This window comes from Nocardia huaxiensis (assembly GCF_013744875.1).
GTDB classification, from domain to species: domain Bacteria; phylum Actinomycetota; class Actinomycetes; order Mycobacteriales; family Mycobacteriaceae; genus Nocardia; species Nocardia huaxiensis.
The window spans coordinates 2,410,834-2,431,821 of record NZ_CP059399.1; the positions used below are offsets into that span (position 1 = coordinate 2,410,834).

Annotated in this window: 21 protein-coding genes; 10 read left to right on the forward strand and 11 right to left on the reverse strand. The window is 67.8% G+C overall.

Annotated elements, in window-relative coordinates:
- Nucleotides 1-128 precede the first annotated feature (128 nt).
- Nucleotides 129-1,337, forward strand: coding sequence for a cation:proton antiporter (locus tag H0264_RS10730; protein ID WP_181585437.1), 1,209 nt, complete (start codon nucleotides 129-131; stop codon nucleotides 1,335-1,337).
- Here the strand turns inward: H0264_RS10730 and H0264_RS10735 are convergent.
- The gene (locus H0264_RS10735; RefSeq protein ID WP_181583824.1) at nucleotides 1,312-2,277 is read right to left on the reverse strand and encodes a DUF389 domain-containing protein; all 966 of its coding nucleotides are present in this window, start codon (nucleotides 2,275-2,277) and stop codon (nucleotides 1,312-1,314) included. The genes H0264_RS10730 and H0264_RS10735 overlap by 26 nt on opposite strands.
- A 19-nt stretch (nucleotides 2,278-2,296) precedes the next feature.
- A complete protein-coding gene (locus H0264_RS10740) occupies nucleotides 2,297-3,388 on the reverse strand; it encodes an AI-2E family transporter (RefSeq protein WP_181583825.1) in 1,092 nt (363 codons plus the stop codon).
- A gap of 195 nt (nucleotides 3,389-3,583) precedes the next feature.
- On the opposite strand from H0264_RS10740, the gene H0264_RS10745 reads away from it, so the two are divergent.
- Together H0264_RS10745 and H0264_RS10750 are read left to right on the forward strand one after the other, a co-directional pair.
- Complete coding sequence (locus tag H0264_RS10745) at nucleotides 3,584-4,963, forward strand: ATP-binding protein (RefSeq protein ID WP_181583826.1); 1,380 nt, start codon at nucleotides 3,584-3,586, stop codon at nucleotides 4,961-4,963.
- A 150-nt stretch (nucleotides 4,964-5,113) separates the two neighbouring features.
- Nucleotides 5,114-5,446: a DUF1330 domain-containing protein gene (locus H0264_RS10750; protein ID WP_181583827.1), complete on the forward strand. Its 333-nt coding sequence runs from the start codon at nucleotides 5,114-5,116 to the stop codon at nucleotides 5,444-5,446.
- A gap of 160 nt (nucleotides 5,447-5,606) precedes the next feature.
- On the opposite strand, the gene H0264_RS10755 is transcribed toward H0264_RS10750, so the two are convergent.
- Nucleotides 5,607-6,824 (reverse strand): acetyl-CoA C-acetyltransferase, encoded by a 1,218-nt coding sequence (locus tag H0264_RS10755; protein WP_181583828.1) that lies wholly within the window; start codon nucleotides 6,822-6,824, stop codon nucleotides 5,607-5,609.
- 37 nt (nucleotides 6,825-6,861) lie between these two features.
- Nucleotides 6,862-7,458, reverse strand: coding sequence for a hypothetical protein (locus tag H0264_RS10760; RefSeq protein ID WP_181583829.1), 597 nt, complete (start codon nucleotides 7,456-7,458; stop codon nucleotides 6,862-6,864).
- Nucleotides 7,459-7,540: 82 nt separating this feature from the next.
- Between H0264_RS10760 and H0264_RS10765 the strand changes: the two genes are divergently transcribed.
- Nucleotides 7,541-8,932, forward strand: coding sequence for a cystathionine beta-synthase (locus tag H0264_RS10765; protein ID WP_181583830.1), 1,392 nt, complete (start codon nucleotides 7,541-7,543; stop codon nucleotides 8,930-8,932).
- Nucleotides 8,933-9,102: 170 nt separating this feature from the next.
- Nucleotides 9,103-10,281 carry an AbrB family transcriptional regulator gene (locus H0264_RS10770; RefSeq protein WP_181583831.1) on the forward strand — a complete coding sequence of 393 codons (1,179 nt, stop codon included), beginning with the start codon at nucleotides 9,103-9,105 and terminating at the stop codon, nucleotides 10,279-10,281.
- Between the two features lie 93 nt (nucleotides 10,282-10,374).
- Here the strand turns inward: H0264_RS10770 and H0264_RS10775 are convergent, their stop codons facing one another.
- From H0264_RS10775 to H0264_RS10785, 3 genes are all read right to left on the reverse strand, one after another.
- Nucleotides 10,375-10,803, reverse strand: coding sequence for a nuclear transport factor 2 family protein (locus H0264_RS10775; RefSeq protein WP_181583832.1), 429 nt, complete (start codon nucleotides 10,801-10,803; stop codon nucleotides 10,375-10,377).
- Nucleotides 10,804-11,020: 217 nt separating this feature from the next.
- Nucleotides 11,021-11,392, reverse strand: coding sequence for a helix-turn-helix domain-containing protein (locus H0264_RS10780; protein WP_244976155.1), 372 nt, complete (start codon nucleotides 11,390-11,392; stop codon nucleotides 11,021-11,023).
- A 24-nt stretch (nucleotides 11,393-11,416) separates the two neighbouring features.
- Nucleotides 11,417-12,949, reverse strand: coding sequence for an HD domain-containing phosphohydrolase (locus H0264_RS10785; RefSeq protein WP_181583833.1), 1,533 nt, complete (start codon nucleotides 12,947-12,949; stop codon nucleotides 11,417-11,419).
- Nucleotides 12,950-13,586: 637 nt separating this feature from the next.
- Between H0264_RS10785 and H0264_RS10790 the strand changes: the two genes are divergently transcribed.
- A complete protein-coding gene (locus H0264_RS10790) occupies nucleotides 13,587-14,204 on the forward strand; it encodes a transglycosylase SLT domain-containing protein (RefSeq protein WP_181583834.1) in 618 nt (205 codons plus the stop codon).
- Nucleotides 14,205-14,370: 166 nt separating this feature from the next.
- Nucleotides 14,371-15,345 carry a mechanosensitive ion channel family protein gene (locus H0264_RS10795; protein ID WP_181583835.1) on the forward strand — a complete coding sequence of 325 codons (975 nt, stop codon included), beginning with the start codon at nucleotides 14,371-14,373 and terminating at the stop codon, nucleotides 15,343-15,345.
- Nucleotides 15,346-15,394: 49 nt separating this feature from the next.
- On the opposite strand, the gene H0264_RS10800 is transcribed toward H0264_RS10795, so the two are convergent.
- Nucleotides 15,395-15,733: a DUF6401 family natural product biosynthesis protein gene (locus tag H0264_RS10800; protein WP_181583836.1), complete on the reverse strand. Its 339-nt coding sequence runs from the start codon at nucleotides 15,731-15,733 to the stop codon at nucleotides 15,395-15,397.
- 74 nt (nucleotides 15,734-15,807) lie between these two features.
- The gene (locus H0264_RS10805; protein ID WP_181583837.1) at nucleotides 15,808-16,983 is read right to left on the reverse strand and encodes an acyl-CoA dehydrogenase family protein; all 1,176 of its coding nucleotides are present in this window, start codon (nucleotides 16,981-16,983) and stop codon (nucleotides 15,808-15,810) included.
- Nucleotides 16,984-17,125: 142 nt separating this feature from the next.
- On the opposite strand from H0264_RS10805, the gene H0264_RS10810 reads away from it, so the two are divergent.
- Entirely contained in the window at nucleotides 17,126-18,271 is a 1,146-nt protein-coding gene (locus H0264_RS10810) for a cystathionine gamma-synthase (protein ID WP_181583838.1), read from the forward strand.
- Nucleotides 18,272-18,456: 185 nt separating this feature from the next.
- Here H0264_RS10810 and greA read toward each other — a convergent pair whose 3' ends face one another.
- Nucleotides 18,457-18,948 (reverse strand): transcription elongation factor GreA, encoded by a 492-nt coding sequence (gene greA / locus H0264_RS10815; RefSeq protein WP_181583839.1) that lies wholly within the window; start codon nucleotides 18,946-18,948, stop codon nucleotides 18,457-18,459.
- 247 nt (nucleotides 18,949-19,195) lie between these two features.
- Nucleotides 19,196-19,612: a DUF4307 domain-containing protein gene (locus H0264_RS10820; protein ID WP_181583840.1), complete on the reverse strand. Its 417-nt coding sequence runs from the start codon at nucleotides 19,610-19,612 to the stop codon at nucleotides 19,196-19,198.
- Nucleotides 19,613-19,766: 154 nt separating this feature from the next.
- Between H0264_RS10820 and mca the strand changes: the two genes are divergently transcribed.
- Together mca and H0264_RS10830 are read left to right on the forward strand one after the other, a co-directional pair.
- Entirely contained in the window at nucleotides 19,767-20,648 is an 882-nt protein-coding gene (mca, locus tag H0264_RS10825; protein WP_181585439.1) for a mycothiol conjugate amidase Mca, read from the forward strand.
- Nucleotides 20,645-20,917 carry a hypothetical protein gene (locus H0264_RS10830; protein ID WP_181583841.1) on the forward strand — a complete coding sequence of 91 codons (273 nt, stop codon included), beginning with the start codon at nucleotides 20,645-20,647 and terminating at the stop codon, nucleotides 20,915-20,917. Before mca ends, H0264_RS10830 begins: the two co-directional genes overlap by 4 nt.
- Nucleotides 20,918-20,988: the final 71 nt, after the last annotated feature.

Here is a 20,988-nt window from a genome sequence, read left to right on the forward strand (position 1 = left end):
AAGGCCCACAGGGGAACCGGACCCCCGTGGGCCTTCGGCCGTTCCGGGGCAGCCGGGCGTGGGCGACCGGATCGGTAGCCGTGTCATAGCTATAGCGGCCCGGGATGGCGTGCAAGCATCGAAAGATGATGTTGTCGGCGGAGTCCGCGGCCGCTCCCGGGCCATCGGCGATCGTGTCGCTGTTCTGGATCGTCGCGATCGCGGTGGTCGCACCGCTGGCCGCCCGGCTGCTGCGCGGATACGTGCCCAGCGTGGTGCTCCTGCTCTTGCTCGGAATGTTGCTGGGACCCAATATGGCCGGCTGGGCGGTCTCCGCCGGCGGCGTCGACCTGATCAGTGAGCTCGGGCTGGGAATGCTGTTCCTGCTGGCCGGCTACGAGCTGAATCCGCAACTGCTGCGCGGCAAGCCGGGCCGGGTGGCCTGGGCCACCTGGCTGATCTCGCTGCTGATCGCGGTGGGGTTCATCGCGCTGGCCGCGCGGGACGCGTCGTTCACCGAGCAGGTGGCGGTGGCCATCGCGCTCACCTCGACGGCGCTGGGCACCCTGCTGCCCATCCTCAAACAGGACGGACTGCTGGAGAAACCTCTGGGACGCGCCGTTCTCGCGCACGGCGCGGTGGGGGAGCTGGGTCCCGTGGTGGCCATGTCGGTGCTGCTGACCAGTCGCAGCCCGCTCGCGGCCATTGTGGTGCTGCTGCTGTTCGTGGTCGCGGCCCTGGCCGTGGCGCTGGTGCCGCGGCGGCTGGTGGAGCGGATGCCCGCGGTGGGCCGCACCATCACCGCGCTCGAGGGCGGCACCGATCAGCTGCCCGTGCGCGTGGTCTTCCTGCTCCTGCTGGCGCTCATGGCCGTGGCCGAATCCTTCGACCTCGACGTGGTGCTCGGCGCGTTCGCCGCCGGCGTGATTCTGCGCAGCCTGGTCGCCGAGACCTATCCGGAGATCGAAACCGCCCTGGAAACAGTCGGTTACGGACTGCTGATCCCCGTCTTCTTCGTCGTCTCCGGCATGGGCATCGACCCCCGCGCCGTGGCCGGGAACCCGCTGCTCTGGCTGGTCTTCGTGGCCGCCATCGCCATTGCCCGGGGCCTGCCGGTGCTGGTGAGCGAACGCTATGTGCCGCACGGCGCGAACCTCGACGACGGCGCCGAACGCGTCGAACTGGCCCTGTACGCCGCGACGGGCATGCCCATCATCGTCGCCGTCACCGAGGCGGCCACCCATGCGGGCCTGATGGATCAGCGCCTGGCGTCCATCCTGGTAGCCGCGGGCGGCACCACCGTCCTGCTGTTCCCGCTGGCGGCCAAGGGCATCAGCGCGGTGGCCGCGCGGCGCTGAGCCAGTTCCGGAAGCGCCGGGCCGGGCCGAGTTCGCGGCCGCTGCCCGGTCGCAGGCTGAGCACCACAATCCCCGCCACCACGATGCCCAGCAGGTTCACGGCCAGCTGCAGCAGTGAGCTGCCGGCGACGGGCCAGGCTCCGGCCAGGGCCGCTGCCACCGCCAGCCCGGCCGCGGGAACCGTTGTCACCGAGATGAACACGCCGACCAGGGCCGCCGAGCGCGCGGTCACCTGGGCCAGCATGCCCGCCGCGCCCGCGAGCAGCGCGACCACGAACGAGAACGGGCCGACGTCGTAGATGAAGTCGAAACTGCGGGCGTTCTCCACGCCCTCGACATCGATCCAGCCGAGCCGCACCCACAGCAGCGTCGCGACGGCCGTGACCACCATCGCCACCGGGAAACCCACCGCCAGCGCGAGCGCGCCGCGCCGGATCTGGGCCCGCTCGCGCCGCACCAGTCCCACCGAAATCGCGGCCAGCGGACCGTATTCCGGGCCGACCACCATCGCGCCGACGATCGTCACCGGCGAACCGGTGGCCACGCCGATCACCGCCAGCAGCAGGGCGATGGTGAGCAGCGTCAGGAACACCGGCGTGAGATGTCCGTCGCGCCACGCCCGTTGCAATGCCTCCTGCCACACCACGGCCTCGCCGACCCGACCGGAGACGGCGTCCTCGGCGCGCTGCGCCGCCTCCGAAAGCTGATAGTCGACCGATCCGAAGGTGATCGCGCCGGACTGCGACAGGCCCAGGGCCGTGAGCCCGTCGAGCACATCGTTGGCGGCGGCCCGCGCGATGTCGGCCTGCACCGTATCGCCCTGCGGCTGAACGGCATTCGCTTTGCTCACGCTGACATGCGCGGTCCCGGGGTCGGCGGTCAGCAGGGTGAGCACCTGCGGGGTGAGGTCGGCCGGGCAGATCACCTGCAGGCGGATCACCGGATGCCCCGTCGATCGGTCACAGGGGTTGCTCCGCCGTGGACTTGTCGCCGATCAGCACGTTCACCCACCGTGTCGCCGGATCGATATCGAGCAGCATCGCCTTGAGCAGCAGCGTGAGCGGTACGGCCAGGATCGCGCCCAGGGGGCCCAGGATCCACGCCCAGAAGACCAGGGACAGGAAGGTGATCGTCACATTCAAACCGACGGCGTCACCGACGAATTTGGGCTGGATGACCGATTGGATCACGACGTTCAGGACGCTGTAGATCACGATCACCCAGAGCATGGCACGCGGCCCGTCGCTCAACAGCGCCAGCAGCGCGGGCGGCACCAGGCCGATCACGAAGCCGATATTGGGGATGTAGTTGGTGATGAACGACAGCAGCGCCCACAGCACCGGCAACTGAATCCCCATGAGCCACAGCGCCCCACCGTCCAGCACCGCGACGATCAAGCCGAAAACCGTGGTGACGACCAGGTATTTGCGGGTGCCCTCCGCGAAAGTGGTGAGCGCGTAGGCGATATCGGGCCGCGCACCCGAGATGATGTCGATCTTGCGGTCGATGGTCATCCCGTCGAGCGCCATGAACAGCACCAGCGCCAGAATGAACAGCAGATTCGAGAACACCGACAGGGTGCCGCTGAGCAGGGTCTCGAGCAGGCCCACCAGCTTGCCCATATCGACGTCGCCCAGCATCTCCTGAATCGGCGTGCCGTCGATTCCGAAGTCGTGCAGCAGATTCCGCACCCCGGCGAGCAGATCGTCGAGACGGTCGGCGTACTGCGGCAGCAGGGTGGCCAACTGTGCGATGGACACCGCGAGCATGGCGACCATGCCGACGATGATGGCCGCCACGGCCGCCGCCGCACCCACCATGCCCAGCCAGGGCGGCAGTCCGCGGCGCTGTGCCCAGCCCTGGATCGGCTGCACCGCGACGGTCAGCATGAGCGCCAGGAAGATCGGTCCGAGCAGTCCGGCCGACAGCTTCATCCCGGCGATGGCGACGACGCCCGCCGCCACCGCGAGCAGGACGATCAGCCCGCGGGGAATGGTCCACGGCGCCGGATCGGTGAGGGGCGCGGAGGCGCGCGGCCGGGACGATCGCATCGGCTCTCTTCTCTCGCCGGGACGGCTCACGCCGCGGACGGTCGTGCTGTGTCGAAGGCTAATCGAGGCGCGCAGTGCCGTGAGAAACCGAAACGCGGTGAATTGCGGTCGGTTCGCCGAGGATTCGATTGAGGTGCCTCAGCGCTGCCTGATGCATTGCGCTGGGTGTTTGCCACTGGGTGGCACTATCGAAGAATGCGCGCTGACTTCTCTGGACTCACCGCCCGCTCCGATGACGGCCGCTCGTTCGTCATCGCCGACGCCGCCGGCAGTGCGTATGCCGCGGGATCCCTCATCGTCGTGGTCGCCCGCTCCCGCCGGCAGCTGGCCCTGGTCGAGGAGCGCTCGGACACGACGCCGGTGCGGCTGCGCGGGCGGCTCATCGGCGAGCTGACCGAGGACGGCATCGACACCCGCGCGAGCCACTCCTTCGACTACGCCACCGTGCAGCCCGCCGACGTCGGCACCGTGCAGACCCTGCACGACACCACCGGGGCCATGCTGGAGGTCGGCGTGACGCTCACCGCGCCGGGCGGCCCGGCCCGGCTGCTGCCCAAGCGGTTCAACCGGCACACCTTCTGGTGCGGCCAGAGCGGTTCCGGCAAGACCTACGCGCTCGGCGTGGTCCTGGAGCAGCTCGTCGCCCACACCGCGCTGCCCGTGGTGATCTTCGATCCCAATGCCGACTTCGTGCGGCTGGGCGAACCGGCGCCCGACGCGAGCGGCCCCACCGCGGACGCACTGCGCGAGCGCGATATTCGGGTCCTGCGGCCCAACGCCGACGGCGACTCCCGGCTGCGCGCCAGCTTCCTGGGGCTGCCACTGGCCTCCAAAGCCGCTGTCCTGCAGATCGATCCGATCGCCGACCGGGAGGAGTTCAACGAGCTCATCCACCTGCGTGACGTCCTGGACTCCGGAGATCTCCCGGATATCATTCCGCAGCTGCGGAATACGAGTGTGCCCGCACGGCAACGGCTGGCCCTGCGCGTGGAGAACCTGCGCCTGACCGACTGGGAGGTGTGGGCGCAGCAGCATCGGTCCGTCACCGACGTCGTCGCCGAGCGGCCCGATGTCACCGTGCTGGATCTGGGCGGATTCTCCACTCCCGAACAGCAACTCGTGGTCGCGCTGGCCCTGCTGGACGATCTGTGGGCCCGTCGCGAGGAACGGCGTCCCGTCCTGCTGGTCATCGACGAGGCGCACAATCTCGCCTCCCCGCACCTGGATTCGCCGATCGCCATCGCGGTACGCGAGCGGCTGGTCCAAATCGCCGCAGAGGGCCGCAAATTCGGCCTCTGGCTGCTGCTGTCGACCCAGCGGCCCTCGAAGGTCCACCCCGGCATCATCTCCCAGTGCGACAACCTCGCCCTGATGAAGATGACCTCGCCCGCCGATCTGGCCGAACTCGGCACCTACTTCGGTTACGCCCCCGCCGCCCTGCTGGAACGCTCCCCGTGGTTTCGCCAGGGCGAGGCGCTGTTCGCGGGGGGCTTCGTCCCCGCACCCGCCCTGGTCAAGGTCCGCAAGCGCCTCACCCGCGAGGGCGGCAGCGACGTCGACGTCCCGCTGCGCTGAAAATCCTGGACTCTCCCCTCACCGGAGGGTCCACCCTGGACTCCTGGAACCACTTCCCGAGACGGCAGCGCATTACCCGCCGGGTAATCGACTTCGCTACCCCGACCGGGAAACATCAACAGCGACAAAGCAACTCCCCAGGAGCCTGAAATGCCCGGTTACGCGATAGCGCACCTCAACAACATCGACTTCAACGCCGACATCGTCGAATACCTCGAGCGCATCGACGCCACCTTCACCCCCTTCGGCGGCCGCTTCCTGGTCCACGGCCCCGGCCAGACCGTCATGGAGGGCCCCGCCGACAGCAACTTCGTCGTCGTCGAATTCCCCACCCGCCAAGCCGCCCAGGACTGGTACAACTCCCCGGCCTACCAGGCCATCCTCCCCCTCCGCACCGCCAACTCCACCGGCTCGGCCGTCATAGCCGAAGGCTGCGGCGCCGACCACATAGCCACCGACATCCTCAAAGAACTCCAGAGCTGACGGCGCTACGAGACCACCCAGCCCATACCGCCGTCCTCGCGGCGACGGCCGATCTCAGAAGGGCTGTCGCCCGGCCGCTTTCGGCCGGGCGACAGCCCTTCATGGGGGTCCGGGGGCTTTGCCCCCGATTTCCTCCCCCTTCAAAAGGGGGAGCCGAGCGTCAGCTCAGACGCTCGATGATCATCGCCATGCCCTGGCCGCCACCGACACACATGGTCTCCAGACCGAACTGCTTGTCGTGGGTCTGCAGGTTGTTGATGAGGGTGGCGGTGATGCGCGCGCCGGTCATGCCGAAGGGGTGGCCGAGGGCGATGGCGCCACCGGACACGTTCAGCTTGTCCTCGTCCATGCCGAGGGCGCGGGCCGAGCCGAGCACCTGGACGGCGAAGGCTTCGTTGATCTCGTACAGGTCGAGGTCGCCGATGCTCATGTTGGCGTTGCCGAGGGCCTTCTTGACGGCCTCGATCGGGCCGAGACCCATGATCTCGGGCGACAGGCCGGAGACGCCGGTGGACACGATGCGCGCCAGCGGGGTCAGGCCCAGCGCCTTGGCCTTGGTGTCGCTCATGACGACCAGCGCGGCGGCGCCGTCGTTGAGCGGGCAGGCGTTGCCGGCGGTGATGGTGCCGTCGGGGCGGAAGACCGGCTTCAGCTGCGAGATCTTCTCGTAGGTGGTGCCGGCGCGCGGGCCGTCGTCGGTGGTGACGACGGTGCCGTCGGGCAGGGTCACCGGGGTGATCTCCCGCTCGAAGAAGCCGGCCTTGATGGCCTCCTCGGCGCGGTTCTGCGAGCGCACGCCCCAGTGGTCCTGGTCCTCACGCGAGATGCCGGTGTAGGTGGCGACGTTCTCGGCGGTCTGGCCCATGGCGATGTAGACGTCGGGCAGGATGCCCGCCTCGCGCGGGTCGGTCCAGGTGGCGTTGGTCTCCGCGGTGGCCTTGGTTCGGGCCTCGGCGTCGGCGAACAGCTCGTTGTGGGTGTCGGGCCAGCCGTCGGCGGTGCCCTTCGGGAAGCGCGACACCGTCTCGACGCCGGCCGAAATGAACACGTCGCCCTCGCCGGCCTTGATGGCGTGGAAGGCCATCCGGGTGGTCTGCAGCGAGGAGGAGCAGTAGCGGTTGAGCGTGACGCCGGGCATGAAGTCGTAGCCGAGCTGCACGGCCACGGCGCGCGCCATGTTGAAGCCGGCCTCACCGGCGGGCTGGCCGTTGCCGAGCATCAGGTCGTCGACCTCGCGCGGGTCGAGGGCGGGGACCTTGTCCAGCGCCGCGCGGACCATCTGAGCCGTGAGGTCGTCCGGCCGCATGCTCACCAGCGAGCCCTTTCCGGCGCGGCCGATCGGTGAGCGGGCGTACGAAACGATGACGGCCTCAGCCATGAGGACTCCTTGTTTGCAGGGGTGAACCTCTTCGAATTTACGACGACTGTGGTGTGCGCCAAACACCCGGTATGCCGGTATCCCACTTGATGAACTGTGCGATATCTAACACTTGTCCGCTATAGCTAGGTGTAGCTGCCCATTCGGTCGAAGTAGGGGGTGCCGGATTGGGGTCGGCCGGAACATCGAACGCGCCGTGCTGCGGGATGTTGGCCATATCGGTGTAGACGGTGACGACCACATGCCCCGGATCGGTGTCCTGGAACTGTGCGTACTGGATCGACCCGTAGATCCCCGCCACCAGGGTCACTCGGTATTCGCCAGCGCGCCCGGTGTTCACATTCCGCCAAGCCACGGTGACGACGGTTTCGCACTGCGGCGCGAAGCTGTACTCGCCCGAGGTGTACCCGACGATCGGCAGCGCCTGCACGCTGATGATGGCCCGCCCCGGCCACTGCGGCCCGGTGTCGGCCCAGCTGCGAATATTGCCCATGCACGGCGTATCCCGGAGAAGCGTTGGCACCTGCGGGAATTCGACGAGCCGTGCCGGTGCGGGCGCGGCCGTCGCGACCAGCGCCGCGGCGGCGACGGGACCGAACAGTACGGCGGCGCGCAGACTCGTCGGCGTCCTCATGCGGGCGATGGTAATTTCCCGCGACCGTGATATCCCCGACGTGCGCGAAAGCCTCGATCTCCTTTCTGCAACGATGAGGGGTATGCGCATCGCTAACCACGTCGTCGATCTCATCGGAAACACCCCGCTCGTTCGGTTGAACTCCGTGGTGGGCCCGAACTCGGGACTGGTGGCCGCGAAGGTCGAATACCTGAACCCCGGCGGCAGCTCGAAGGACCGCATCGCGGTCAAGATGATCGACGCCGCCGAAGAGGCCGGCCTGCTGAAGCCCGGCGGCACCATCGTCGAACCGACCTCCGGCAATACCGGTGTGGGCCTGGCCCTGGTCGCGCAGCAGCGCGGTTACAAGTGCGTATTCGTCTGCCCGGACAAGGTTTCCGAGGACAAGCGCAATGTGTTGCGCGCCTACGGCGCCGAGGTCGTGGTGTGCCCGACCGCGGTCGCGCCGGAGGACCCGCAGTCCTACTACAACGTCTCCGATCGCCTGGTGCGCGAGATCCCGGGCGCGTGGAAGCCGAACCAGTACTCCAACCCGGGCGGCCCGGCCTCGCACTACGAGACCACCGGCCCGGAGATCTGGCGCGACACCGAGGGCAAGGTCACGCACTTCGTGGCGGGCGTCGGCACCGGCGGCACCATCACCGGCACCGGCCGGTACCTCAAGGAGGTTTCCGGCGGCAAGGTCAAGATCATCGGCGCGGATCCGGAGGGCTCGGTGTACTCCGGCGGCACCGGCCGCCCGTACCTGGTCGAGGGCGTCGGCGAGGACTTCTGGCCGTCGGCCTACGACCCGGCCATCCCGGACGAGATCATCGCCGTCTCCGACGCCGACTCCTTCGAGATGACCCGCCGCCTCGCCCGCGAGGAGGGCCTGCTGGTCGGCGGCTCCTGCGGCATGGCCGTGGTGGCCGCGCTCAAGGTCGCCGAGCGCGACCCCGATGCCGTTGTGGTCGTGCTGCTTCCGGACGGCGGCCGCGGCTACCTGTCCAAGATCTTCAACGACCAGTGGATGAGCTCCTACGGCTTCCTGCGCGAAAGCCTCGACGGCTCCACCACCGAGGTCCTCGTCGGCGAGATCCTGCGCGGCAAGTCCGGCAGCCTCCCCGACCTGGTGCACACCCACCCCTCGGAAACCCTCCGCGACGCCATCGAGATCCTGCGCGAATACAACGTCTCGCAGATGCCGGTCGTCGGCGCCGAACCGCCCATCATGGCCGGCGAGGTCGCGGGCAGCGTCACCGAACGCGACCTGCTCTCCGCCGTCTTCGAGGGCCGCGCCAAGCTCACCGACTCGGTGGCCCAGCACATGAGCCCCGCCTTCCCCCTCATCGGCTCCGGCGAACCCCTCTCCTCGGCCCGCAAGGCCCTGGAGGAAACCGACGCCCTCATGGTCGTCGAAGACGGCAAGCCCGTCGGCGTCATCACCCGCCACGACCTCCTCGGCTTCCTCAGCACCGGGCAACTGGGCCACTGAGCGGCTAGGCGTACCACCGTGTGCCGCGGGGCACACGGATTGCGCTCACCCTGATCGGGTGGTCTCCGGAACAGCGTGTTCGGGGGTGCGGTAGGAATCACGTCGGCGCGTCGGCCACGATAACTGCCCTGTTACTGGGAGTTCATACTCGGCGAGCAGGATCGCGGGGTATGAACCGGTGGCAGGCGATCTCGTGGGTGGCTCTGTTGGCCGCGGTGCTGGGCATCGCGGAGCTGTTGGAGCGCACCGGGTTCCCCGCGCCGCAGATGATCGTGGCGATCGTGGTGGGCGCCGGGCTGGCGGTGATCGGACGGCTGCCCACGCCGATGCCGCGTGAGGTGAACACCGGCGTGCAGGCCATGCTGGGCGTGCTCATGGGTAGCTACCTGCAGATCGAGTTGCTGTCGTCGATCGGCTGGGATCTCGTTCCGGTCCTGGCCATCACGGCCGCCACGGTGGCGGTGAGCATCGGCATCGCGGTGGTCTTCGCCCGGCTCGCCAAGGTCGAATTGCCCACCGCCACACTGGGATTGCTGGCTGGTGGGTCGGCAGCCGTGGTCGCGGTGGCCGACGAGCTGGACGCCGATCCGCGCCGGGTCGCCTTCATGCAGTACCTGCGCGTGGCCATGGTGGCCTTGACGGCCCCCGCGCTGGCGGTACTCCTGGACGACGGGGACAGAACGGATTTCGGCGCGGCAACCCTCGGCGGGGGAGTGACCAACCCGGACCTGCCGCACTGGATGATCGTCGGCCGCGGCGATCAGGTCGCGGGCCTGTCCATCGCGGTCATGCTGTGCCTCATCGGCATTCGGCTCGGCCGCTACCTGCGGCTGCCGAACCCCGCCCTCATCGGCCCCATGATCATCACCGCGGTGCTCACCGCCTTCGGCGTCAGCCACGGCTACGCGCCCACCAACCTGCTGAAGGAATTGCTGTTCGTCCTCATCGGTTTCGAGGTCGGCACGCGCTTCACCCGCGGCGTGGTCCGCGAGATGGCCCGCATGATCCCCGGCATGACCGCCGCCATCGTGGCGCTGTCGGTGCTGGTCGGCGGCCTCGCCTTCGGCCTGGCCTACCTCGTGGACCTGGAACTCTCGGATCTCTACCTGGCCACCACGCCCGGCGGCATCAACGCCGTCCTGGCCGCCGCCGAGAACATGGAGGCGAACATGCCGCTCATCACGAGCGTGCAGAGCGTCCGCCTGCTGCTCATGGTGCTCATGCTGCCGCTGGTCATGCGCGGCCTGCGGCGTTTCACCCCGCCCGCGCCGGTCCCGACCGCGGCGAGCCCCGATCCGGATTCCGAGCAGCTCGCCGAGCCGGTGGCGGCTGCTCGCGCCGCCGCCTGACCGCGTCGCACCTGCCGCACGACGACGGCCCGGCCGGGCAGGACCGGGCCGCCCGTATCGAAACTCAGGCGAAAACAGTTGAGGTAGAAGACATCACCCCCCGACCGCAGCGGTGATGTGCTTGGCGGTGTCGGCATAGTGGCGGAACCGGGTGACCTTCCCGTCCGCGTCGAAGCTCCACAGATGCAGTTCGTCATCGGTGATGCGGGTCCCGCCGGGCAGCGTCACATCGACCCGGATCTCCGCCGCCACCTGCCCGTCCGTGCCGATCACATCCAGCACGGTGAATTCGTGGAACGTCCAATCGGCCAGCAGCGCAAAGAATTCCGCGACCTCGGCCGGCCCCTTCCGGGCGGCCATGTGCGCGACACCGGCGAGCTGCGCGGAGTTGGAGTTCCAGTCGGCGTCCCAGGCGACGTCGTCGCTGAGCTGGTCGAGGATGTAGGCGATATCGCCGGTGCCGAAAGCGCGGTACAGGGTGCCGACGATATCGGCATTGCTGGGCCGGAAGTTGGCGTTCATGGGGGATCTCCGTCAGTGCGGGAAGTGGAACCGCCTGTCGGAGAACCCCCTTCGGTCTCCGGCGGAACAACCGTGTTCCGCGGCGGTGTGCACCCATCGTCGCGGTGCCCCGACCCGCCCCACATCGGTCGAACGACCTATCCCGGAACGCCCGCGTGCTCGCGAAGGATCTCGATGAACGCGCGCATCCGGGGCGTGTCCTCGCCGCGCCGCCGGATCAATCCGTATTCGACGGGTGGCGCGTCGTGGAACGGGACGTAGGTGATGCTCGGCCGGGACATTCGATGGCCTGCTGTACCGCCTGATAGGCCGGAGCCAGGTCGGCGTGCAACTGCCGTCCGGTCGGCGTGAGCGCGGCCTGACGGCTGCTGCGTTCGAAAAGCGGTACGCCGATGCGGCGTTCGAGTTTGCGAATGGTCTGGCTGACTCGGCCCTGCGCCAGGCACAGCCGCTCGGAGGTGCGCCGGAAGTGCAGTTCCTCGGCGAGGGTGAGGAACGCCTCGATCTCGTGCAGATGATCAAGGATCAGTACGAGGTCCTGCTGTCGGAGTCGCAGCGCAGTGCCCGCGTGATGGCGATCGCGTTGCACCCGGGCTGCCGGGGCGGGCGCGGACTATCCGGGCAGCAGTCCGTATTCCATGGCGAAAACGGCTGCGCCGGCGCGGGTTCGGCGGCCGGTCTTGTCGTAGATGTGGGCCAGATGGTGGCCGACGGTGCGTTCCGACAACACCAGTTCGGCCGCTATCTGACGATTGGACAGCCCACGCGCGGCCAGCCGCAGCACGTCCACCTCGCGCTCGGTCAGACCGCACGGGTATTCGGTGCGGGGTTTGCGCAGCCCGGCGGCCTCGACCACGGCGGAACAGGCGTCGCGGTCGAGGCGACCGGCGGCGGCCTCGGCGGACAGTTGCGCGGCGGCCTCGCTGGGCTTGTGGGCCGGGCGGTGCGGGCGTTCCTCGGTCATGGCGGCGAAAACGTCTGCGGCGGCGAGTATCCGGGCCGAGGGGGAGAGGTCGTGCACGCGGACGCCGCGGTGGTAGCCGCTGCCGTCCAGGCGTTCGTGGTGGCCTGCCGCGATCTCCGCCAGATCGGTGAGGCTGGGGCAGCGGCGCAGCACCCGATCGGTCCAATAGCTGTGCAGCCGAACCCTTTCCCAATCACCCGCGCCGAGCGGCCCCGGCCGGTCCCAGATCGAGCTGGAGATGCCCGCCCGGCCGATATCGTGCAGCAGCGCGGCCGCCCGCAGGGTGGCGCGATCGGTGCGGTTCATGCCCGCGAGTTCGGCTGCGGCGTCGGCCAATTGCGCGACATGCGCCGAATGACCCAGCAGATACCGGCCTTTCAGGTCGACGACGACGGCCATGGCCGCGCACAGCTGATCACGATCCTCCGGCCGGATGATGGTCGGCAGCCCGGGTTCCGCGCTCACCACGGCTGTCAGCAGATCGTTCTCGTCGAGCACGCCCCACACCGCGTCCGGATCGGCCGCGAACACGGCCACCAGTTCCGGATCCAGGTGCCCGCCCGCGCGGCGGCGCAATTCGGAGAGGGCGGCACCGCGATCCCGCGTCCGGAACGCCAGCACCGCCTGTTCGGCCAGGTGCAGGATGCGCCCGGTGAGCGAAAGCTGGTCGCCGCGCAGCCGATCCGGCGCGCCCAGCCCGTCCCAGCGTTCCTTCACCTCGGTGAGGGCCACCACGGCCGCCTCCGGCAGGCCCAGCCGTGGTCCCAGCGCCCGGCTGACCTCGCACACCGAGCGGACCGCGATGGGCGCGCCTTTCGGCGCGTTCGTGATGAAGCGCTCGCGCATGGCGGCCTGCTGCTGCGGGGCCCACTGCCCGAAGCTGCTCATCTGGGCGGCGAAAACGCCCGGGTCACCCGGGTCGAGGGTGTGATACGCCTGCTGGAAGGCGATGTCGTCGGCATAGGATTCGGCGTTCTCCGAGGCCCGGCTGGTGCAGCCGACCGCGCCGAGCAGGGCGGCGTGGAAGACGATGCGGCGGCCGGATTCGTCCAGGCCGACCTGCTCCGCGACGGCATTCGCCAAAAGGCAAACTGCCAGGCCTTTTTCGAAAGGCATTCCGGTGGCGAGGTCGGTCGTCAGGGAGAGTGCGGCCAGCACCTCGGTGACCCGAATCGATGCCATGAATCGACAGTAGTGGGCTCTGACCGGCCGCGCAGTGCGATCGCAGGGTCCTTTATGCGTGTTATTCGTGTTATTGATGTGAAAAGAATTAACTATTGTTGTTTGCTGAAAGATCACGGCGAGGGTTATCAAATGCCGACACGCAGCATGCGACACGCCGAAAAAACGGCAAATATCGCTATATCGCTCCGCGGGGCCTAAATTCTTCTGTGATCTGAAACACTTTGTGTTTGGACTCGGATCACCAGGTCAGCGCTTGTATTAATGCAGGTCCCGAAGGTGCCGAACGAGCCGATTCACCCGCTGTTCACTTTTGGTTCAGGCTGTGTTAACTAAGCGCAATCAAGCTGTGACCTTGTCGGAAACAGACCACAAGTCTGAATGACGCAAGGAGATGTCGAAAACGTGCGGAACGTGATCACGACACCGGTGCGATGAGGCGCCGCGGCCACCCTGGCCGTCACTGTCACCCGCTGACCTCCTGACAGCGTCTATTCCATTGGCCCGTAACGGGTTTCACAACAGCAACGGACAACAGCCCCCAGTGCGCGGGCAAGCGCCGTGATGGCGCGCGCCCGAAAACTGCGCTGGGTCCCCAGGCCTGCGAGCCCGAAACCGAACAGGAATCAACTCCGCCATGCCCAAAAATGCCCTGACCGCACTGAGTGACCCTGCCAGACGTAGCAAGGCGGTTGCCACCGCCCGCACCGTCGGCACCGCCGCCCTCGCCCTGGGCGTCTTCGGATCCATCGTCACCGCAGCCGGCGCCGCCAACAGCGATGTGAAGCCGGCCGCCGTGCAGGCGACCCTGGCCGCCGCGGCGCCCGCCGCCCCGGCCAACGAGGCCAAGGTCCAGCCCGCGCCCGTCGATGCGCCGGCCCCGGCCCCCATGCCCGAGCCCGCCGTGGCCCTCCCGCCCGCGCCGCCGGTCTACCCGGACAATCTGGACGGCTGGATCCGCCAGGCGCTGGACATCATGTCCCAGAAGGGCATCCCCGGCAGCTACGACGGCATCTACCGCAACATCATCCGGGAGTCCTCGGGCAACCCGCAGGCCATCAACCTGTACGACTCCAATGCCGCCATGGGCATCCCGTCCAAGGGCCTGCTCCAGGTGATCGACCCGACCTTCGCCGCCTACCACGTCGAGGGCACCCCGTTCGACGTCTGGGATCCGGTCGCGAACATCGTGGCCGCCTGCAACTACGCGGCGCACCGCTACGGCTCCATGGACAACGTCTTCAGCGCGTACTGAGCGCACCGCCGGAGAGCCCTCCTCTTGATCTCTGGCAAATAACAGGCACCCGAATCGGCAACTTTTTCGCAAACTGCCGGTTCGGGTGTTCTGTTAGGGGTATAAACCCGCTTGGAGCAGTTCCGGCAACACGGTCGGGGCCGCGGATAGCGAAGGGACGGGGTTCATGGGCACCTCGAGTTTTCTGGCTATCAACATCCAGGACGGGCTCTCCGACGCCTGGAGCAACATCGCCATGTTCGTGCCGAAGTTCGTCGGCTTCCTGGCCATCCTGCTCATCGGCTGGATCGTCGCGAAAATCGTTGCGCGCCTTGTCACCGAGGTGCTGCACCGGGTCGGATTCGACCGGCTGGTGGAACGCGGCGGCATCAAGGAGATGCTGGCGCGTGGGCGCTACGACGCCACCGGCATCATCGCCAAGCTGGCCTACTACGCGGTTCTGCTGCTGACCCTGCAGCTCGGCTTCGGGGTGTTCGGGCCGAACCCGATCAGCACCATGCTCAATGGCATCGTGGCCTGGCTGCCCAGGCTGGCGGTGGCCATCATCATCGTCTGCATCGCCGGGGCGATCGCCCGCGTGGTGCAGGACATGATCTCCAATATGCTCAGCGGCCTGTCCTACGGGCGCATGCTGGGACGCTTTGCGGCCGTGTTCATCTGGGGCGTCGGCATCATCGCCGCGCTGAATCAGATCGGGGTCGGCACCTCGGTCACCATGCCGATTCTCATCACCGTGCTCGCCATCATCGGCGGTGTGCTGATCGTGGGCGTCGGCGGCGGTCTGATCAAGCCGATGCAGCAGCGCTGGGAAGGCTGGCTGGAAACCATCGAGAACGAGATGCCCGAGGTGAAGGGGCATGCCGAGGCGTATCAGCGCGGCCGCGAGGATGCCGCCCGGCAGCGTGAGGCGCAACAGCAGCAGATGGCGCAGCAGCAGGCCATGATGGGCCAGCAGGTCATGGCCGGCCAGCAGATGCCGCCCGGAAAGTGGGCCGAGCAGCGGCCCGTCCCGCCCGGATACGGCCAGCAGGGTTACGGTCAGCAGCACGGCTACGGTCAGCCGATGCCGGGTCAGGGCGGTCAGCCCATGCCGGGGCAGGGCGGACAGCCGGAGTCTGGCAACAATCCGGGGATGCTGTAGCAAACAATCGTGCTCGCCTGTCGGAAGTCGACGGGTGGAAGTACTCGGCTCAGTCCGTGCGGGCGAGCGCGCACACCGCGGCCAGCCGCAGGTGGATCCAGTCGGCGGTGCGCCAGTCGTCCGGTTCGGCCGGGACGGGAATGTCCAAGTCGTGCAGGTCTTCCAGCACGCCGCGGGCGTATCCGGCCAGCAGCACGCTGGCCGGGACCATGCTGGAATTGCGCACTCCCACATCGAGAATGTCGCGGACCGCCGCCGCATGCTGGTCGATCTCCGCCGACAGCGCCGGGAAATCCTGGGCGGCCAGTCGAGCGGGGGCTCCATGCGTGCGGTTCAGGCGGGTCAAAGTCTTTCGCGCCGAAACGACGAGCAACGCGGAGCCGAACACCGGCCGATACTAGCAATCACCCGGCATTCACGCGGCCGCTGTGAGATATCGCGCACCGCTGAGTGGGACGCCGGTCAGCGGAAGGCTTTGGATCCGGTCAGCGCCTCGCCCAGCACCAGCTGATGCACCTCCGCCGTGCCCTCGTAGGTGAGCACCGACTCGAGGTTGTTGGCATGGCGCAGCACCGGATATTCGAGGGTGATGCCATTGGCCCCGAGGATGGTCCGGCATTCGCGCGCAATGGCGATGGCTTCCCGCGTGCTGTTGAGCTTGCCCGCGCTGACCTGCTCGCCGCGCAGCTCCCCGCGATCCTTCAGCCGGCCCAGGTGCAGCGCCAGCAGCTGCCCCTTGCCGAGCTCCACCGCCATATCCGCCAGCTTGGCCTGCGTCAGCTGGTACGCGGCCAGCGGCTTGTCGAACACCTCGCGCGTCTTGGCGTAATCGATTGTGGCGGAAAGACAGTCACGTGCCGCGCCCAGCGCACCGAAGATGATCCCGAACCGCGCCTCGCTCAAACAGCCCAGCGGAGCGGACAATCCACGCCCATTGGGCAGCATCGCGTCCGCGGGCAACCGCACTCCGTCCAGCGACAGCTCGGCCGTGATCGACGCCCGCAGCGACAGCTTGTGATGCATCTCCCGCGCACTGAATCCCGGTGTGTCCGTGGGGACTACGAACCCGCGAATCACCTGCTTCTCACCTTCGAGCGTCTGCGCCCACACGATCGCCACATCCGCCACGGACCCATTGGTGATCCACATCTTCGACCCGTCGAGGATCCAGTCGTCCCCGTCCCGCTTGGCCCGAGTCCGCATCCCGCCCGGATTCGACCCGAAATCGGGCTCGGTCAACCCGAAGCACCCGATCACCCGCCCCGCCGCCATCTCCGGCAGCCACCGCTGCTTCTGCTCCTCCGACCCGTACTTGTGCATGGCCGTCATGGCCAGCGACCCCTGCACCGAAACCAGCGACCGCACACCGGAATCCACGGCCTCCACCTCCATGCAGGCCAGCCCGTACGCGGTAGCCGAGGTCCCCGCGCACCCGTACCCCTCCAGGTGCATCCCCAACAGCCCGAGCTTCCCCAGCTCCGGTGCGATCTCCCGCACCGGGAACGTCCCCGCCTCGAACCACTCCGCCACATTCGGCCGCAGCCGCTCCGCCCCGAACGCGCGCACAGTGTCGCGAATGTCCTTCTCCTCATCGGAGAGCAGGGAGTCGATAGCGAAGAGTTCGTCCACGGTGACCATGGCCTCACCCTAGGAGCAGCGCCTCGCGCGGACAACGACCGAGGGCGCCCGGATGCGTGGAGCGGACCACGAAGCAGGTCCGGGACAGTGAGGTTGGGCACCGCGAATCTGTGGCGATCCGTGCGCGCAATAGACTCGGCTCATGAGCGATCAGCTGGGTTTCTCCACACGGGCCGTGCACGCCGGGTTCGATCCGGACCCTCAGACCGGTGCGGTGAACGTGCCCATCTACGCGAGTTCGACCTTCGCCCAGGATGGGGTGGGCGGGATGCGCGGCGGGTACGAGTACGCGCGCACCGGCAACCCGACCCGCACGGCGCTGGAGGCGAATCTGGCGGCGCTCGAATCGGGTACGTACGGGCGGGCTTTCGCCTCCGGTATGGCGGCCACCGACTGTGCGCTGCGCGCCAACCTGCGGCCCGGCGATCATCTGGTGATCCCGAACGACGCGTACGGCGGCACCTTCCGGCTCATCGACAAGGTCTTCACGCAGTGGGGGATCGAGTACTCGGTGGCGGCGGTCAATGACGCCGACGAGGTGGCCAAGGCCATGCGGCCCAACACCAAGCTGGTGTGGATCGAGACGCCGACCAATCCGCTGCTGAACATCGGCGATATCGCGGCTATCGCGGATGTGGCGCACAAGGGTGGGGCGAAGCTGGTGGTGGACAACACCTTCGCGTCGCCGTACCTGCAGCAGCCGCTGCTGCTGGGCGCGGACATCGTCATCCACTCGACCACCAAGTACATCGGCGGGCACTCCGATGTGGTCGGCGGTGCGCTGATCACCAACGATCAGGAGATGGACGCCAAGTTCGCCTTCCTGCAGAACGGTGCGGGCGCGGTGCCGGGTCCGATGGACGCGTTCCTGACCATGCGCGGCATCAAGACCCTGGCCCTGCGCATGGACCGGCACTGCGACAACGCGGAGACCATCGCCGAATTCCTGTCCAATCACCCGAAGATCGCCCAGGTCATCTACCCGGGCCTGCCCGAGCACCCGGGCCACACCATCGCGCAGAAGCAGATGCGCCGCTTCGGCGGCATGATCTCGGTCCGCGTGCACGGCGGCAAGGAAGCCGCCCTGGACTTCTGCGCCCGCACCAAGCTCTTCACCCTCGCCGAGTCCCTCGGCGGCGTGGAATCCCTCATCGAGCACCCGGGCGCCATGACGCACGCCTCCACGGCCGGCTCCGCCCTCGAGGTCCCCGCGGACCTCGTCCGCCTCTCGGTCGGCATCGAGGACATCAGCGACCTCCTCGCCGACCTGGAGCAAGCACTCTCCTAACCCTCGGGGGGCTCTCAGGGGCTTTGCCCCCGAACCCCCCAGAGGCGCGGGCGAGGCTCGTCTCCGAACCCACGACGAAGGGCCGCACCGAAGCCGGTGCGGCCCTTCGTCGTTCTCGCCCCGGACAGCAATGCGGCCCCCGGTCGCTGCATGACCGGGGGCCGTGAAATCCGTGGTTCGAATTCCTAGCTGTGGTACGGCTCCGCGCTCACCAGCGTCACCTTCATGGTGTTGCCGTTGGGCAGGGTGTATTCGCGGGTCTCGCCGACCTTGGCGTCGATGAGGGCGCCGCCCAGCGGGGAGCTCGGGGAGTAGGTTTCCAGGTCGGCGCGACCCAGACCCTCTTCGCGGGTCGCGATGAGGAAGGTTTCGGTGTCGGTTTCATCGCCGTCGTAATAGACCTTGACGACGGAGCCGGGCAGCGCGACGCCGGACTTGGTCGGGGCAATGCCGACCTTGGCGTTGTTGAGGAGTTCCTGCAGCTGGCGGATGCGCGCCTCCTGCTGGCCCTGTTCCTCGCGCGCCGCGTGGTAGCCGCCGTTCTCCTTGAGATCGCCTTCTTCGCGACGCTCGTTGATCTCGGCCGCGATGACCGGACGGTTGGCGATGAGCGCGTCGAGCTCGCCCTTGAGCCTCTCGTGCGACTCCGGTGTCAGCCAGGTCACTGTCTCAGTCATCTCGATCACTCCCTAGTAGTTGTCCCCGGCAGAGCCGGGATTCCCTGATACCCGCCGCTGAACCCCACCCGGAGGCAGGCACAACGACAGTGGACGGCTAGAGCGATCCTGGGGGAGAATCCCGACAGCACCTGCCGCCAATGCAAGCAAACACGGCTCCGAACCCCGGAACCGTGTATCGGGCCATTTTAGCACGATTTGCAAAGATGCAGGTAGAAGCATCAAAGCGGGTTGCGTACCGGACTTTTCACCCGGCGCGAAGGTAAGCGGGAACCTTGTCGCTACATCCGTAGATGTTCGCCGCGCCGGCGCGCTCGGTGGTGCGCAACCTCGTTGTGAGCCGGACAGTTCCGCTGTCGGAGGCCGGGACGAGAACTTCGCGGCGGCCGACCTCGGTGCTGTCACCGGTCAGGGCCCGAACGTAGCAGACGATCGGTTTACCCGGATCCTTGCGGGTCACTTTGAAATCCACGTCGACCGTCGAGTCGTCGACCACGGTGTAGCCGAGGCGTTCGGGTTCGATGTCCTTGGGGCCGTAGGTGCGGTAGCCGAGGAAGGCGACCACGAGTCCCGCGACGATCACGAACGCGCCCAGGGCGTAGGGCAGCCAGCGGCGGTTCTTGCGCGGCGCGATTCCGTACCGGTCGGCCGGTCTTTCGCTCATGGCGCAACGCTCCCGGGGGGTAGGTCGGAACAAATGTCGGTCGGATGGAACTATAGGGAAGGAGATCGGACACCCCCTGCCCGGAGTCGGCGGAGAGCGATGAGGTGACAACTGTGATCGGTGAGGTGAACGAGAAGTGAGTGGTCTTCGCCTCATGGCGGTACACGCCCACCCCGACGACGAATCCAGCAAGGGCGCGGCAACGACCGCCCGGTATGCGGCCGAGGGGAACGAGGTCCTCGTCGTCACGCTGACCGGCGGGGAACGCGGCGACATCCTGAATCCCGCCATGGACACCCCTGGCATCAAGGACCGCATCGCCGAGGTGCGCCGCGAGGAGATGGCGGCCGCGGCCGACGCGCTCGGCGTGCGCCAGACCTGGCTCGGCTATGTGGATTCCGGTCTGCCGGAAGGTGATCCGCTGCCGCCACTACCCGAGGGCAGCTTCGCGCTGGTGCCCCTCGAGGAGGCCACCGAAGCGCTGGTGCGGGTCGTGCGCGAATTCAAGCCGCACGTCATCACCACCTACGACGAGATGGGCGGGTACCCGCATCCCGACCACATCATGTGCCACAAGGTGTCGGTCGCGGCCTACGAGGCGGCCGGAGATCCGGAGCAGTTCCCCGACGCGGGCGAACCCTGGACCCCGCTGAAGCTGTACTACAACCACGGCTTCAGCCTCACCCGGCTGGAGATCTTCGCCGACGAATACGAGCGCATCGGTGAACCGTTCCCCATGCAGGAGTGGATGGACCGGATGCGCAAGTTCGCCGCCGAACGCGGCGACATCATGGCCCGGGTGACCACCCAGGTGGAATGCGCCAAATACTTCCCCCAGCGTGACGACGCCCTGCGCGCGCACGCCACGCAGATCGACCCCAACGGGGCATTCTTCGCCATTCCGACGGAGATGCAGCAGCGGCTGTGGCCCACCGAGGAATTCGAACTGGCCAAGACCCGGGTGAAGACCGCCATCCCGGAAACCGACCTGTTCGCGGGAATCGACGACGCCGACACCGAGGACCCCGACCGATGATCCTGACCCTGCTCGCCCAGTCCCCGACCAACCCGACCGGACCCGAGTTCGGCAAGGCGTCGCCGCTGGGGCTCGTCATCGTCCTGATTCTGCTCGCGGGCACGGTGCTGCTCATTCGCAATATGAACAAGCACATCAAGAACCTGCCCGCCACGTTCTCCCCGGAGAACCCGGAACCGGATCAGGAAGCCGACGAGGGCACCGAGCACGGAATCACCAAGCGGGAGAACGAGACCCCGAAGCCGGAGTCCTCGGACAGCTCCGCCTGAACACTCAAATGGCTTGCGGCCCCGGTCCGGACGGACCGGGGCCGTCGTCTGTAAAGGGGGATGCCGGTCCG

Excerpts from the sequence above, each read along its gene's own strand:
- H0264_RS10730 (WP_181585437.1), top strand. The coding sequence starts at position 129 with ATGTTGTCGGCGGAGTCCGCGGCCGCTCCCGGGCCATCGGCGATCGTG.
- H0264_RS10740 (WP_181583825.1), bottom strand. The coding sequence starts at position 3,388 with ATGCGATCGTCCCGGCCGCGCGCCTCCGCGCCCCTCACCGATCCGGCG.
- H0264_RS10745 (WP_181583826.1), top strand. The coding sequence starts at position 3,584 with ATGCGCGCTGACTTCTCTGGACTCACCGCCCGCTCCGATGACGGCCGC.
- H0264_RS10750 (WP_181583827.1), top strand. The coding sequence starts at position 5,114 with ATGCCCGGTTACGCGATAGCGCACCTCAACAACATCGACTTCAACGCC.
- H0264_RS10755 (WP_181583828.1), bottom strand. The coding sequence starts at position 6,824 with ATGGCTGAGGCCGTCATCGTTTCGTACGCCCGCTCACCGATCGGCCGC.
- H0264_RS10760 (WP_181583829.1), bottom strand. The coding sequence starts at position 7,458 with ATGAGGACGCCGACGAGTCTGCGCGCCGCCGTACTGTTCGGTCCCGTC.
- H0264_RS10765 (WP_181583830.1), top strand. The coding sequence starts at position 7,541 with ATGCGCATCGCTAACCACGTCGTCGATCTCATCGGAAACACCCCGCTC.
- H0264_RS10770 (WP_181583831.1), top strand. The coding sequence starts at position 9,103 with ATGAACCGGTGGCAGGCGATCTCGTGGGTGGCTCTGTTGGCCGCGGTG.
- H0264_RS10775 (WP_181583832.1), bottom strand. The coding sequence starts at position 10,803 with ATGAACGCCAACTTCCGGCCCAGCAATGCCGATATCGTCGGCACCCTG.
- H0264_RS10785 (WP_181583833.1), bottom strand. The coding sequence starts at position 12,949 with ATGGCATCGATTCGGGTCACCGAGGTGCTGGCCGCACTCTCCCTGACG.
- H0264_RS10790 (WP_181583834.1), top strand. The coding sequence starts at position 13,587 with ATGCCCAAAAATGCCCTGACCGCACTGAGTGACCCTGCCAGACGTAGC.
- H0264_RS10795 (WP_181583835.1), top strand. The coding sequence starts at position 14,371 with ATGGGCACCTCGAGTTTTCTGGCTATCAACATCCAGGACGGGCTCTCC.
- H0264_RS10805 (WP_181583837.1), bottom strand. The coding sequence starts at position 16,983 with ATGGTCACCGTGGACGAACTCTTCGCTATCGACTCCCTGCTCTCCGAT.
- H0264_RS10810 (WP_181583838.1), top strand. The coding sequence starts at position 17,126 with ATGAGCGATCAGCTGGGTTTCTCCACACGGGCCGTGCACGCCGGGTTC.
- greA (WP_181583839.1), bottom strand. The coding sequence starts at position 18,948 with ATGACTGAGACAGTGACCTGGCTGACACCGGAGTCGCACGAGAGGCTC.
- H0264_RS10820 (WP_181583840.1), bottom strand. The coding sequence starts at position 19,612 with ATGAGCGAAAGACCGGCCGACCGGTACGGAATCGCGCCGCGCAAGAAC.
- mca (WP_181585439.1), top strand. The coding sequence starts at position 19,767 with ATGGCGGTACACGCCCACCCCGACGACGAATCCAGCAAGGGCGCGGCA.
- H0264_RS10830 (WP_181583841.1), top strand. The coding sequence starts at position 20,645 with ATGATCCTGACCCTGCTCGCCCAGTCCCCGACCAACCCGACCGGACCC.